At 63.7% G+C, this 13,493-nt stretch carries 11 protein-coding genes; 6 read left to right on the forward strand and 5 right to left on the reverse strand.

Features of this window, described 5'->3' with window-relative positions:
* Positions 1-6: 6 nt before the first annotated feature.
* Together parC and CKW13_RS14610 are read left to right on the forward strand one after the other, a co-directional pair.
* Positions 7-2,271, forward strand: coding sequence for a DNA topoisomerase IV subunit A (parC, locus tag CKW13_RS14605; RefSeq protein WP_095109336.1), 2,265 nt, complete (start codon positions 7-9; stop codon positions 2,269-2,271).
* 198 nt (positions 2,272-2,469) lie between these two features.
* Positions 2,470-3,180, forward strand: a complete 711-nt coding sequence (locus tag CKW13_RS14610) for a membrane integrity-associated transporter subunit PqiC (protein WP_095109337.1) — start codon at positions 2,470-2,472, stop codon at positions 3,178-3,180.
* A 191-nt stretch (positions 3,181-3,371) separates the two neighbouring features.
* Here CKW13_RS14610 and CKW13_RS14615 read toward each other — a convergent pair whose 3' ends face one another.
* The gene (locus CKW13_RS14615) at positions 3,372-4,880 is read right to left on the reverse strand and encodes an AhpA/YtjB family protein (protein WP_095109338.1); all 1,509 of its coding nucleotides are present in this window, start codon (positions 4,878-4,880) and stop codon (positions 3,372-3,374) included.
* Between the two features lie 132 nt (positions 4,881-5,012).
* Between CKW13_RS14615 and serB the strand changes: the two genes are divergently transcribed.
* Positions 5,013-6,227, forward strand: a complete 1,215-nt coding sequence (gene serB, locus CKW13_RS14620) for a phosphoserine phosphatase SerB (protein ID WP_095109339.1) — start codon at positions 5,013-5,015, stop codon at positions 6,225-6,227.
* Positions 6,228-6,364: 137 nt separating this feature from the next.
* On the opposite strand, the gene asd is transcribed toward serB, so the two are convergent.
* The 3 genes from asd to CKW13_RS14635 are packed head-to-tail and all read right to left on the reverse strand — an operon-like array spanning position 6,365 to position 9,633.
* Positions 6,365-7,225, reverse strand: a complete 861-nt coding sequence (gene asd / locus CKW13_RS14625) for an archaetidylserine decarboxylase (protein ID WP_095109340.1) — start codon at positions 7,223-7,225, stop codon at positions 6,365-6,367.
* 19 nt (positions 7,226-7,244) lie between these two features.
* Complete coding sequence (locus tag CKW13_RS14630) at positions 7,245-8,060, reverse strand: rhodanese-like domain-containing protein (protein ID WP_095109341.1); 816 nt, start codon at positions 8,058-8,060, stop codon at positions 7,245-7,247.
* A gap of 37 nt (positions 8,061-8,097) precedes the next feature.
* Positions 8,098-9,633, reverse strand: a complete 1,536-nt coding sequence (locus CKW13_RS14635; protein WP_095109342.1) for an HDOD domain-containing protein — start codon at positions 9,631-9,633, stop codon at positions 8,098-8,100.
* A gap of 165 nt (positions 9,634-9,798) precedes the next feature.
* On the opposite strand from CKW13_RS14635, the gene motA reads away from it, so the two are divergent.
* Both motA and motB read left to right on the forward strand, forming a co-directional pair.
* Complete coding sequence (gene motA / locus CKW13_RS14640; RefSeq protein WP_095109343.1) at positions 9,799-10,650, forward strand: flagellar motor stator protein MotA; 852 nt, start codon at positions 9,799-9,801, stop codon at positions 10,648-10,650.
* 3 nt (positions 10,651-10,653) lie between these two features.
* On the forward strand, positions 10,654-11,667 hold the full coding sequence (gene motB / locus CKW13_RS14645) for a flagellar motor protein MotB (RefSeq protein WP_095109344.1): 1,014 nt from the start codon (positions 10,654-10,656) through the stop codon (positions 11,665-11,667).
* Positions 11,668-11,733: 66 nt separating this feature from the next.
* On the opposite strand, the gene rsgA is transcribed toward motB, so the two are convergent.
* Positions 11,734-12,765, reverse strand: coding sequence for a small ribosomal subunit biogenesis GTPase RsgA (rsgA, locus tag CKW13_RS14650; RefSeq protein WP_095109345.1), 1,032 nt, complete (start codon positions 12,763-12,765; stop codon positions 11,734-11,736).
* Positions 12,766-12,871: 106 nt separating this feature from the next.
* Between rsgA and orn the strand changes: the two genes are divergently transcribed.
* On the forward strand, positions 12,872-13,414 hold the full coding sequence (gene orn / locus CKW13_RS14655; RefSeq protein WP_095109346.1) for an oligoribonuclease: 543 nt from the start codon (positions 12,872-12,874) through the stop codon (positions 13,412-13,414).
* Positions 13,415-13,493: the final 79 nt, after the last annotated feature.

The following is a 13,493-nucleotide window of genomic DNA, read 5'->3' on the forward strand; positions in this document are numbered from 1 at the left end:
GCCCGCATGAGCGACTCCCTTGAACTCAGCCTGGACGGTGTAGAGCGCCGGTCACTGGCTGACTTCACCGAAAATGCCTACCTCAATTACTCCATGTACGTGATTATGGACCGCGCCCTGCCACATATCGGCGACGGTCTGAAACCGGTACAGCGGCGCATTATCTACGCCATGAGTGAGCTGGGGCTGGACGCTGACTCCAAGCACAAGAAGTCGGCGCGTACCGTCGGTGACGTACTCGGTAAATTCCACCCCCACGGCGACTCGGCCTGCTACGAAGCCATGGTGCTCATGGCCCAGCCGTTCAGCTACCGCTACACCCTGGTGGACGGCCAGGGCAACTGGGGTGCGCCGGACGATCCCAAGTCGTTCGCAGCCATGCGTTACACCGAGGCGCGCCTGTCGCGCTACTCCGAAGTGCTGCTCAGCGAACTGGGCCAGGGCACCGCGGACTGGGGCCCGAACTTCGACGGCACCCTGGACGAGCCCCTGGTGCTTCCAGCGCGCCTGCCCAACATCCTGCTCAACGGCACCACCGGCATCGCGGTCGGCATGGCCACCGACGTGCCGCCCCACAACCTGCGGGAAGTGGCCAGCGCCTGCGTGCGCCTGCTGGACGAGCCCAAGGCCACGGTCGCGCAGCTCTGCGAGCACATCCAGGGCCCGGATTACCCGACCGAAGCGGAAATCATCACGCCGCGTGCCGACCTGCTGAAAATGTACGAAACCGGCAAGGGCTCGGTGCGCATGCGCGCCGTGTACCACGTCGAGGACGGCGACATCATCGTCACTGCGCTGCCGCATCAGGTCTCCGGGGCCAAGGTGCTGGAGCAGATCGCTGCGCTGATGCAGGCCAAACCGTCGAAACTGCCCCAGGTCGCTGACCTGCGCGATGAGTCCGACCACGAAAACCCCTGCCGTATCGTGATTATCCCGACCAATAACCGGGTCGATCACGAAGTGCTGATGCAGCACCTGTTCGCCAGCACGGAGCTGGAGTCCAGCTACCGGGTCAACGTCAACATCATTGGCCTGGACGGCAAGCCGCAACTGAAAAACCTGCGGGCTTTGCTGGTGGAGTGGCTGGAGTTTCGCGTCAACACCGTACGCCGGCGCCTGCAATTCCGGCTCGACAAGGTGGAGCGGCGCCTGCACCTGTTGGACGGCTTGCTGATCGCCTACCTCAACCTGGACGAAGTGATTCACATCATCCGTACCGAGGAACACCCCAAGGCCAGCCTGATCGAGCGGTTCGCCCTGAGCGAAATCCAGGCCGACTACATCCTCGACACCCGTTTGCGCCAGTTGGCGCGCCTGGAAGAAATGAAGCTGCGCTCCGAGCAAGATGAACTGCTCAAGGAACAGGCCAAGCTGCAAGCCCTGCTGGGCAGCGAAGCCAAGCTCAAGAAACTGGTGCGCACCGAGCTGCTCAAGGACGCCGAAACCTATGGCGACGACCGCCGCTCGCCGATTGTCGAGCGCGCCGAAGCCAAGGCCCTGACCGAAACCGAACTGCTGCCCAACGAAAAAATCACCGTCGTGCTCTCGGAAAAAGGCTGGGTGCGCTCGGCCAAGGGCCATGAAATCGATGCTACCGGGTTGTCCTATAAGGCCGGCGATGGCTTCAAGACCTCGGCGGCGGGGCGTTCTAACCAATTCGCGGTGTTTATCGACTCCACCGGGCGCAGCTATTCGGTGGCGGCCCACACGCTGCCGTCGGCCCGTGGCCAGGGCGACCCGTTGACTGGGCGGCTGACGCCGCCGCCGGGGGCGAATTTCGAGTGCGTGCTGCTGCCCGAAGACGACGCGCTGTATGTGATCGCCTCCGACGCCGGTTACGGTTTCGTGGTCAAGGGCGAAGACCTGCAAGCCAAGAACAAGGCCGGCAAGGCGCTGTTGAGCCTGCCCAACAACGCCAAGGTGATCGCCCCGCGCCCGGTCAGCGACCGCGAGAACAACTGGCTGGCCTCGGTGACCACCGAGGGGCGCTTGTTGATCTTCAAAATCAGCGACCTGCCGCAACTGGGCAAAGGCAAGGGCAACAAGATCATCGGCATCCCCGGCGAGCGCGTGGCCAGCCGCGAGGAGTACGTCACCGACATCGCCGTGCTGCCCGAGGGCGCGACCCTGGTGTTGCAGGCCGGCAAGCGCACCTTGTCCCTCAAGGCCGATGACCTGGAGCACTACAAGGGCGAGCGCGGGCGGCGCGGCAACAAACTGCCGCGCGGCTTCCAGCGGGTCGATGCCCTGTTGGTCGATACGCCCAACTGAGGGCGGCGCCCGGCGCCGTAGCGGCTGCCCAGAGCGTTCGATCTGCGATTTAACCCGTGGATCGACGCTTTCGCGCTGGAGTCATGGCGCAGATTCACGGATGATATGGCCCTTCAAGCGCCAGCGTGGCTGAGCGTTCTTCAGGATTTTGAGTATTGACACTGTGGTCGGCCGTGCGGCCGCCACCTGGATGGGACGATGACTGCTCTGCGCCTTCCTTTTATTTTGCTGCTCGCTGGCGTTCTTGGCCTGGCGGGTTGCAGCGTGCACCAACCGGTGTCGCTGTATCAGCTCGACAGCGGCACCCCGCCCCAGCCCGCGCAAAGCGGCGGCATGGCGGTGTTGCTTGGTCCGGTGCTGGTGGCCGACTACCTGCAACGCGAAACCCTGCTGCAACGCCAGCCCGACGGTAGCCTGCAAGCGGCCACCGATGGTCGATGGGCAGGCAGCTTGTCTTCGGATATCGATCAATTGCTGCTGCGCCAAGTGGCCGGGCACCTGGACAGCCAGCGCGTAGTGCTGGCCCCGGCGAGCCAGGGCTTCACCCCAGACGTGCAAGTGCTGCTGTCGATCACGCGCCTGGATTCGGGCGTGTCGCAACCGGCGGTGCTGGACGCCCAATGGCGCCTGATCGACCGCCGTGGCCAGGTGCGCGACAACCGCATCATCCACCTGCAGGAAGTCCACGCTGGCAGCACTGCGGCCCAGGTCCAGGCCCAGGGTGTGTTGCTGCAACGCTTGGCGCAGCAGTTGTCGGTGGCCCTCAAGCCCCTGGCCAATCAGCCGCCCATCGTCGAAGCTCCGCGCCGCCAGGCCCCGGCCCCGGCCAAACCTGCGGCCCAGGACAAGCAACCGAAAATCCCGATGGCTGCGCCGATCCGTACCGACATGGAAGTGTTCAGGTTCTGAGCCGAGCGCAGACAAAAAAGGCCCGCTGACTGAGCGGGCCTTTTTATTGGGCGGCATTTATAGGCTGTAAGGACAGGCTTGGAGTGCCTTCCTGTAGGAGCGGGCGTGCCCGCGATGGGTGGGTCAGGCGACCTTGATGTAGCTCAACTGACACCACCGCAAGCACGCTCGCTCCCACCGGGGTAGAACCCTCAGGCGCGGGTTTCGTGCATCCGCGCCAGTTGCCGTTCCAACATCGACGGGTAGGGCTCCATCAGACGTTCGACGCAGCAGGCGCCTTCGGGGCTGGCGATGGGGCGGATGCGCGCGCGTTGGCGAATCAGGTTGTCGTCGCTGATCTTGCGCTCCACCAGCAGCAGGTTGCGGCTGTGTTGGGACAAGGCCAAGGCATCCTGGGCGCTCTCGGTCAGCAGCAGGTCGATCTGGCTCAGGCCGAACAGCCCTTCGCCCAGGGTCAGGCCCAGTTGCAGTTGCAAGGTGATACCGCTGTCCGCCACTTCGATCTGCAACTGATGGCCCAAGGCTCGCAGCAGTTCACCGCAGCAGATGGCGTTGGTCAGGTAGTCTTCGCCGCTGTCTTCGCTGTGGAACAGCATCAGGGTGCTGCCGTCGTTGAGGGTGTGCAGTTCGCTCTGGTACAGCGAGGCAGCCTGGTCGAGGCAGTCACGGTAGCGATCCAGGAGTTCCGTGAGGCGAGCGCGGGGCAGGCGCCGCAATTGATCCTGGGCGCCCAATTGCACCGCCAGTACGGCGCTGTGCTGGGGCACGGCTGGTACGACCGGCCGGGGTTGTAGCTTGGCCACGGCGGTGTCGTCACGCAGGTCGGCGAAGGGGTCTTCTTCGCCCGGCAGGTCTTCTTCGGCGTTGAGCACATGCCGGGGCGCGGCTTTCAGGCTCGGCAGCGGGGCGCTTTCGTCGAAACTGGGATCGCGCAGGTTGCGCACTTCAAACTCAGGTTCGTCATCGTCGTTGTCGTCGGCTTCGGCCTGGGGTTCAGGCTCGACCCGCTGCGGGGCGAAACTGGTGTGCAACTGGCGGGCGAGGTCGCCGATTTCGTCCTGGCGCTGGGTGGCCGGGGTGTGTTCGTCGATGTCGCGCAGCCACACGCGCAATTGCATCAGCGGCGTGGAGATATGCCGCCCCAGGCGCAAGCTCAAGGCCAGGGCCAACGCCAGCAAAATGGCACTGAGGATGCCCATGCTTTGCAGGCTGATGGTCATTGGTTGCTGGAACTGGTCCATGTCCAGGCTGATGCGCAGGTGCCCGGCGGTCACGTCCTGGAAAGTGATCTTGGTTTGGTACAGGCCTTCGACTTCGCCCAGCAGGCTGTTTTTCGGGCGTTGGCCGGCTTCGGCGAGAATGCGGTTGTCCACGCTATAGATGGCGGCGTGGGCCACCAGCGGATTTTTGGTCAGGTTATTGAGCAGCACGTTGAGGCTAAGGATGTCGTTGGACACCAGCAACTCGGTGGCGGAGGTCGCGGTCTGGGTGGTCAGGCTCTGGCCCAAGGCGTCAGCCTGCTCGTGCATGGCCTGCTTGAACTGCAAACCCATCACACAGGCGTAAATCACCAGGGCCAGGGCGACCAGGATCACGTTATGGCTGGCGATGCGTAATGCGATCGGTACACGGCGATGGCGCAGTGCCCGGAAGATCAGCAGAAAGAAGTTATCGGTTTTGACTGGCGTAGGCCGGTTCACTGAGCTCGGCTCTTGTCCGTGAAGTTGACGCGCAGTATAGCGACAGGCCACATACCGGCAAAGCGCTGGCTATGCCCGATGGTCACTGAAAGTGGGTAGAATGCGGTTTTTTTCCACCTGCGGGGGTGCGCCTTGCGTGAAATTGTCCTGATTAACATCACTGGCGTCGACCGTCCCGGTCTGACGGCGGCCATTACCGGCGTTCTGGCCCAGGGTGGTGTGAACATTCTCGACATCGGCCAGGCAGTGATCCACGACACCCTGTCGTTCGGCATCCTGGTCGAGATCCCCAGCACCGAGCAGGGTTCGTCGGTGCTCAAGGACATCCTCTTCACCGCCTACAAGCTGGATCAGCAGGTGCGTTTCACACCCGTGTCCGAGGCCGATTACCAGCATTGGGTGGCGGGCCAGGGCAAGAAGCGCCATATCGTCACCCTGCTGACCCGCAAGGTCACCGCCGAGCAATTGCAGCGCGTGAGCTCGATCACCGCCGAATACGGTTTGAATATCGACCATATCGATCGCTTGTCCGGGCGCATGCCGCTGGACACCCCGGCCGACCAGGGCAAGGGCTGCATCGAGTTTTCCGTGCGCGGCGAGCCGGGCGACCCCCAGGCCTTGCGCGCCGAGTTCCTCAGCGTGGCCCAGGAACTGAACGTTGATATCGCCTTCCAGGAAGACTCGCTGTTCCGCCGTAACCGGCGCCTGGCGGTGTTCGACATGGACTCGACCCTGATCGAGGCCGAAGTCATCGACGAACTGGCCAAGGCCGCGGGCGTGGGCGAGCAGGTGTCGGCCATCACCGAGCGGGCGATGGCCGGCGAGTTGGATTTTCGCGCCAGCTTCAAGGAACGCCTCGCGCTGCTCAAGGGCCTGGACGTTAGCGTGCTGGACTCCATCGGTGCCTCCCTGCGCCTGACCGAGGGCGCCGAAACCCTGTTCGCCGAACTCAAGCGCCTGGGCTACAAGACCGCGATCCTGTCGGGTGGCTTCACCTACTTCGCCAAGCAACTGCAAGCCAAGCTCGGCATTGACTATGTGTTCGCCAACGAGCTGGAAGTGGTGGACGGCAAGGTCACGGGCGTGGCGGTGGAGCCGATTGTCGACGCGCAACGCAAGGCGGATTTGCTGCGCGAATTGGCGCACAAGGAAGGCTTGCGTCTGGAGCAGACCATTGCGGTCGGCGACGGCGCCAACGACTTGCCGATGCTGGCGATTGCGGGGCTGGGCGTGGCGTTTCGCGCCAAGCCGCTGGTCAAGCAGTCTGCTAAGCAGGCCATTTCGACGCTGGGGCTTGATGGCGTGCTGTATCTGCTGGGCTTTCGGGACCGGGATGGGCAGCTTTAAGGCTGGCTGAACAACCCTTCTCATAAGGTGGAAGCGGGCGCGCCCGCGAGGGCGGCAGCACAGTCGATCTACAGGCTTCTGACCGTTCGCTATCGCGGGCAAGCCCGCTTCCACACTGCTTTTGCGGTGTTTTTAGATCACGCCTTGGGCAATGCCAGACCCTGGCCCATCACCACCGGCGAACCCGCCGCCAACGCTTCGACCCACTTCACCTGATCCGGGCCAAACAGCACGACGGCGGTCGAGCCCAGTTTGAAACGACCCAGCTCGGCGCCTTTTTCCAGGTGGATCGGGCCGCGGGCAGCTTCGTCGTAGCGAAAGGTCTTCAGCTCGCGTTTGGGCGGCGTGACCAGCCCGGCCCACACGGTTTCGATGGAGGCGACGATCATCGCGCCCACCAGCACCACGGCCATCGGGCCGCGTTCGGTGTCGAAAATGCAGGCCACGCGCTCGTTGCGGGCAAACAGCTCCGGCACGTTTTCGGCGGTGGTCTGGTTGACCGAGAAAATCCGCCCAGGGATATACACCATTTCCCGCAGGGTGCCGGCCAGCGGCATGTGCACGCGGTGGTAGTCCTTGGGCGACAGGTAAATGGTGGCGAAATCGCCGCCCATGAACGGTGCTGCTGTCGCGGCATCACCGCCGAGCAATTCCAGCACGCTGAAACTGTGGCCCTTGGCCTGGAACACGCGGCCGTGCTCGATCGGGCCCAGTTGGCTGACGGCGCCGTCGGCCGGGCTGAGAATCGCCCCTGGGGTTTCGTCCAGCGGGCGTGCGCCTTCTTTGAGGGCGCGGGTGAAGAACGCGTTGAAGTGCTCGTAGGCAGTCAGGTCTTCGACCAAGGCCTGGGACATGTCCACCTCATAGCGTTTGGCGAACCACGCGGTGAAGGCGTTTTTGAACCAGCGCACGCGGCATTCGGCGATGCAGCCGGCCAGGCGCGAGAGCAAGTGGTGGGGCAGCAGGTACTGGCTGAGGATAAACAAACGCTTTTTCATTGGGGGTCCTTAAAAAACCTTAAATCTCGACAGGGGTGTCGGGGTGGTTGCCCCATTCGCCCCAGGAGCCGGCATAGCCTTTGACGCGCGGGTAACCCAGCGCCTTGGCCACCAGGTAGGTGAAGCCGGAGCGGTGATGCGTCTGGCAGTGGGTGATGATTTCTTTGTCCGGGGTGATGCCCAGGCCTTGGAGGGTTGGCGCCAGGTCAGTACGCATGCGCAGGTGGCGCGCCGGGTCCATGGCGGCGGTCCACTCGAAGTTCACAGCGCCGGGGATGTGCCCGGCCTTGGCGGCGAGGACTTTTTCGCCGCTGTATTCCTGCGGGCTGCGGGCGTCCCAGATCGCCAGGTCGGCGGCGCCGATGCGGCTTTGCAGGTATTCGCGGGTTGCGGTGGGTTCGTCGTGCAGGGGCAGCGCCACCGGGCCGGCGGCTGGCGCAGGGGTTTCGGTCGAAACCGGCAGGCCTTCGGCCAGCCACGCCGGCAGGCCACCGTCGAGGTAGTGGTAACGGGCGTGGCCAATGACATCGAGCAGCCAGATAAAGCGCCCGGCCCAACCGCCGCCCTCGTCGTCATAAACCACGTAGGTGGCGTCGGGGTGGTGCCCCAGTTCGCCGAACAGGTTTTCCAGGGCTACCTGGCTGGGCAGCAGCCCCGGCGCTGGCGGCTGGCCCAGTTGGGTGCGCTTGGGGTCGACGAAGCGGGCGCCGGGAATATGCCCGGTGGCGTAGCGGGCGGCGCTGGTGAGGTCTACCAGGATCAGGTCGCGGGCATCGAGGCGCGCGAGCAGGTCGCTGGGCTCAATGACCAGCGTCAAGCCAGAGAAGTCGGACATCTGCGTCTCCAGAGCACAAAGGGAGCGATTGTAGCGCTTAGCCGTGGGCGGTAAAGCTGTGCAGGGCTTTTTCGATGCACTGCGCGGTTTTGCCGAAGGCTTGCACGGTGATTTCCGAGAACGGCCCACCGCCCTGATCCGCCATGACCACCATCACCACCCGGCCGTTGTTGGACAGCGAGCGCAGCAGCAAATGATTGCCATCGAAGGGCGCGCGCAGGCTGGCGGGCAGGTGGGCGGAGAACTGGGCGTTGTTGGCCGGGCTCAGGCGCACCTGCGCCGGTTGGCTGAGCAGGCGTTGCAGCACAGTGCTCTGGTTCACTTGCAGGCTCAAGGTGGCCATGCCCTTGGGCAGGCCGGCGGTCTGATGGGCGCGCAGCACACTTTGGTTGCGGTCGGTCATCAGGATCATCACCCGGTGCATGCCGCACGCCACCAGGGCGTCGCGGGCGAATGTGGTCAGGTGCATGGCGTTGGTGAACACACTGGGCTCGGCCAGCAGTTGCCCGCAGAGCTTGCGCCACAGCGCCAGATCTTCAGCGGTGGGTGCCGGCGCCGGTAATTGGCCGGGGTGCAGGTGCTCGGCGCCCCAGGGCCAGATCAGGGAAATGGCCGGGTGCCACAGGTCTGCCATGGCGTGGTGCTGGGCGCTGCGCACGGCTTGCTGGTGTATGTGCTGCTGCAACTCGTCCATGGGTGTTTGCAGGTAAAGGCTGGTGAGGAATTGCCAGCGCAGCAGGTGTGGGCAGGACCAGGATTGTTGCGCCGCCAGGGCAATGCCATTGGCCAGCAGCACGGTGTTGGCCGGTTGGTTGAGCCAGCGGCGTAGCGCCGGGTCGGCATCGAGCAGTTGCTGCTGGTGCAGCGGGTTGTCCGCGCCACGGGCGATGTGCAGGACCTGGACCAGCAAACGCTGTTCGTTCAGCAGCAGGCGATAACCCTGCTGCACCCAGATCGGCAGCCGCCACAGGTCCACCAGGGCTTGGCACAGCACCAGCAGGCGCACGCCGAACAGTTCCTTTTCCACCTTGTGGGCCGATTGCCCGCGGCGGATCACCCGTAATTCCCACTCATCGAGCAGTTGCGGGTAGGTCAGCGCCAATGGCCACAGCGGCGACAGGAACAGCAGGCTACCCCAATGAATGTCTTGCCAAAGCCGCGCCAGGCGACTGCCGAATAGGCCGTTGGCCTGCTGGGTGGCGTGCTGGCTGATGAGCTGCAACTGGCGCAGCGCGATGGGGATCTCGCTTTCAGGGCGGGCGGGGAGGTGGGCCAGCAGTTGCTCGGTGCGCTTGAGGCCCAGGCGATTAAGGGCCACTTCAAGGTTTTCCGCAGTCTCGGTCATGCTGCCGTGGGTGTGCTGGTTGGCCTCGCGGATCACGCTCAGGGCTAGGGCTGGGCTGTCTTGCATCAGCTCGGCGATATCACGCATGGAGCTGCGGCTGTCGGCGATGGCCTTGCACACACGGTCATGGCTCGCCTGCGGCACCGGCAGGCGCACGGCATCGAGCAACTTTACCCAGCCTTCAAGCGTGTGGGGGCGTGAAGTTGGGACTGTCGTTTCATTAGTCATGGTTGATCGCGATCACTATTGACTGGCAGTGCGCCCGCAACGGGCCAAATTGGCTTTTCGCCTGAACTGGCTATAGTCTGGCGCAGTTTTGCCGATAAGCAGAAGAAGAGATTCATTAACTTCCGAATATGACCTTGAACCCGACTCAATAAGTACTTCCCTACTATGGCTAAAATTATCGGCATCATCGTCGTGTTCGCGAGCGTGCTCGGCGGATACGTGCTTTCCCACGGCAAGATCGCCGCCCTGATCCAACCTTTCGAGGTGTTGATTATCGGGGGCGCGGCTTTCGGTGCATTCTTGCAGGCAAACCCTGGGCATATGACGATGCATGTCATTAAAAAGTCCCTTGGCATGTTTGGCTCGCGTTTCAGCCACGCTTTTTATCTTGAAGTGCTGGGCCTGATCTACGAGATCCTCAACAAGAGCCGCCGCGAAGGCATGATGGCCATCGAGGCGGATATCGAAGACGCCGCCGCCAGCCCGATCTTTGCCAAATACCCCACCGTGCTCAAGGACGACCGCATGACGGCCTACGTCTGCGACTACCTGCGCATCATGTCCTCGGGCAACATGGCACCGCACGAGCTCGAAGGCTTGTTCGACATGGAGCTGTTCAGCATGAAAGAAGAGCTGGAGCATCCTTCCCATGCGGTGACCGGCATCGCCGACGGCATGCCGGGCTTCGGTATCGTCGCGGCGGTACTGGGTATCGTGGTGACCATGGCGTCGCTGGGCGAGGGTGACCAGGCGGCCATCGGCATGCACGTTGGTGCGGCGCTGGTGGGTACCTTCTTCGGTATTCTCGCGGCCTACGGCTTCTTCGGCCCGTTGGCCACGTCCCTGGCCCACGACGCCAAGGAAGAGCTGAACGTCTACGAAGCCATCAAGGCTTCCCTGGTGGCTTCGGCTTCCGGCATGCCGCCGTCCCTGGCGGTGGAATTCGGGCGCAAGGTGCTTTACCCGCTGCATCGCCCGAGCTTCTCGGAGCTGGAACAAGCGGTTCGCGGTCGCTAAGCCATGGAAAACAACCAGCCGATTATCATCAAGCGGGTCAAGCGCTTCGCTGCCGGACACCACGGGGGCGCCTGGAAAATCGCCTTCGCCGACTTCGCGACAGCGATGATGGCGTTCTTCCTGGTGTTGTGGCTGCTGTCCACCGCCACGCCGGAACAGAAGATCGCCATCGCCGGTTACTTCAAAGACCCCATCGGTTTTTCCGAAAGCGGTACGCCCTACATCATCGACCTGGGCGGCTCGCCGGAGCTGGCGCCGGACACTACCCTCAACCCCGAGGTCAAGTCCCAGCCGCAACCGGACAAGGTCACGGTCGATACCGACCAGGTCGAAGGCATGGCCGAGCAGGTCGAGCAGGAGCGCCTAGAGCTGCTGCTGCAAGAGTTGCAGAACAAGGTCGATGAAAACCCGCAACTGCAAAAGTTCAAGGACCAGATCCTCTTCGAGATCACGCCGGACGGTTTGCGCATCCAGATCATGGACGCCGAGAACCGGCCGATGTTCGACTCCGGCAGTGCACGCCTCAAGCCGTATTTCGAGGACATCCTGCTGGCCATGGCCGACACCATCAAAGCGGTGCCGAACAAGATCAGCATCAGCGGCCATACCGACGCCACGCCTTATTCGGGTGCCGGCGAGTTCGGCAACTGGGAGCTGTCGGCCAACCGCGCCAACGCGGCACGCCGGGCCTTGGTTGCCGGCGGTTACCCCGATCCACAAGTGGCGCGGGTGGTGGGCTTTGCCTCCTCGGCGCTGTTTGACCGGGCCAAGCCGTTCAACCCGGTCAACCGTCGCATCGACATCGTGGTGATGACTCGCAAGGCCCAGCGAGCCATCGAAGGCGAGCAGCAACCCGCCGAGCCGACTACGCCGACCCAGGGCGAGGGCGCGCCGGGCGAAGTGCCGGCCGACCCGAACGCCTTGCCGGCCGACAAGGTGCCGCTGCCGCCCCACGAGCTGCGCGAGAAGCTCAACATCTTCGAGGATGGCGGCGCCAAGGCGCCGGCGGCGCAGTAACCACCGCGACAAAAAAAAGCCCCCGCGACATTCACTGTCGCGGGGGCTTTTTAGTGCGCCGCTGGCCTAGTAACTGCTTTCGGGCAGGCTGGCGATGATCGAGCGGTAGCTGTTCATCCGCTGCTGCTGCACGCGGCCATCTTCCAGCGCCTTGAGCAGGGCGCAACCGGGTTCGCGGTCGTGCTTGCAGTCGCGGAAGCGGCAGGTGCCGATCAAGTCGTTGAACTCGATGAACCCGGCCTCCACATCGGCGCGGCTGACGTGGCCCAGGCCAAATTCACGGATGCCCGGGGAGTCGATCAGCTCGCCGCCGCCAGGAAAGTGGAACAGGCGCGCGGTGGTGGTGGTGTGGGTACCCTGGCCGGACAGCTCCGACAGTGGGCCGACGCGGGTTTCCACTTCCGGCAACAGGCTGTTGACCAGGGACGATTTGCCCACGCCCGACTGGCCGACGAACACGCTGATGCGCCCGTCCAGCTGCTGTTGCAGTTGCTCCATGCCGTTGCCGTGGTGCGCTGACACTTCTAGCACCGGGTAGCCCAGGGTGCGGTAGACGGCCAACAGGGCATTGAGCGCTGGGGCGTTCTGCTCGTCGATCAGGTCGAATTTGTTGAGCAGTAGCAGCGGCCGGATGCCCGCGTGCTCGGCCGCTACCAGGTAGCGGTCGATCAGGTTGGCGTGGGGCTCGGGCAGCGGCGCGAAGACGATCACGATCATGTCGACGTTGGCCGCCACAGGCTTGAGCTGGCCGCGGCTGTCGGGGCGGCACAGTTCGGTGTTGCGCGGCAGTTGCGCCACGATCACGCCGATGCCCTGGTTGCCGGCTCGCCATACAACCTGATCGCCGGTCACCAGCGCCGGCAGGTTGGCCCGCAAGTGGCAGCGGAACACCTGGCCGGCCGACTCGCCTTCGCGGGCCTCGACCTCGACCTGCACGCCGAAGTGAGCGATCACCAGGCCCGTTTGTTCGGGGCCCAGGTCGCCGCCCTCCAGGGCTTGCACCGCCGAGGACTCGCGTTTTGCGGCGCGGGCAGCGCGCTCGCCCTGGATTTTTTCGATGCGCCAGTTTTGACGACGATTGAGTTGGCGTTTGGCCATGGGTGTTCCGTGTTGAGAATGCAGCGAAGAGGTAAAACGGCCGCGAGTTTAGCACGCTCGCGCTATCCCCTAGGCTAAACTGCGCGACTACCGGAGGAGCCAACCCATGCAAAACCCACAGAATCTGATTTGGATCGACCTGGAAATGACCGGGTTGAACCCCGACACCGACGTCATCATCGAGATGGCGACCATCGTCACCGACAGCGACCTCAACACCCTGGCCGAAGGCCCGGTGATCGCAATCCACCACAGCGACGCAATCCTCGCCGGTATGGACGAGTGGAATACACGCCAGCACGGCGGCTCGGGCCTGACCCAGCGCGTGCGCGACAGCCGCATCAGCATGGCCGAGGCCGAAGCGCAGACCATCGCTTTCCTGGAGCAGTGGGTGCCCAAGGGCAAATCGCCGATCTGCGGCAATAGCATCTGTCAGGACCGGCGCTTCCTCTATACCCACATGAAAGCGCTGGAAAGCTACTTCCACTACCGCAACCTGGACGTCTCCACCCTCAAGGAGTTGGCCGCGCGCTGGGCGCCTGAGGTCAAGGACAGCTTCCACAAAGGCAGCACCCACCTGGCCCTGGACGACATCCGCGAGTCCATTGGCGAGTTGCAGCATTACCGCAAGCACTTCATCAAGTTTTGATTGTGTAGAGGGGCTGAAGGCCCCATCTCGGGCAAGCCCGCTCCTACAGGGCATCTGCGAACCTGTGGGAGCCGCCCCA

The organism is Pseudomonas sp. Irchel 3E20, from assembly GCF_900187645.1.
Taxonomy (GTDB): Bacteria; Pseudomonadota; Gammaproteobacteria; order Pseudomonadales; family Pseudomonadaceae; genus Aquipseudomonas.

Excerpts from the sequence above, each read along its gene's own strand:
- parC (WP_095109336.1), top strand. The coding sequence starts at position 7 with ATGAGCGACTCCCTTGAACTCAGCCTGGACGGTGTAGAGCGCCGGTCA.
- CKW13_RS14610 (WP_095109337.1), top strand. The coding sequence starts at position 2,470 with ATGACTGCTCTGCGCCTTCCTTTTATTTTGCTGCTCGCTGGCGTTCTT.
- asd (WP_095109340.1), bottom strand. The coding sequence starts at position 7,225 with ATGAAAAAGCGTTTGTTTATCCTCAGCCAGTACCTGCTGCCCCACCAC.
- CKW13_RS14630 (WP_095109341.1), bottom strand. The coding sequence starts at position 8,060 with ATGTCCGACTTCTCTGGCTTGACGCTGGTCATTGAGCCCAGCGACCTG.
- CKW13_RS14635 (WP_095109342.1), bottom strand. The coding sequence starts at position 9,633 with ATGACTAATGAAACGACAGTCCCAACTTCACGCCCCCACACGCTTGAA.
- motA (WP_095109343.1), top strand. The coding sequence starts at position 9,799 with ATGGCTAAAATTATCGGCATCATCGTCGTGTTCGCGAGCGTGCTCGGC.
- motB (WP_095109344.1), top strand. The coding sequence starts at position 10,654 with ATGGAAAACAACCAGCCGATTATCATCAAGCGGGTCAAGCGCTTCGCT.
- rsgA (WP_095109345.1), bottom strand. The coding sequence starts at position 12,765 with ATGGCCAAACGCCAACTCAATCGTCGTCAAAACTGGCGCATCGAAAAA.
- orn (WP_095109346.1), top strand. The coding sequence starts at position 12,872 with ATGCAAAACCCACAGAATCTGATTTGGATCGACCTGGAAATGACCGGG.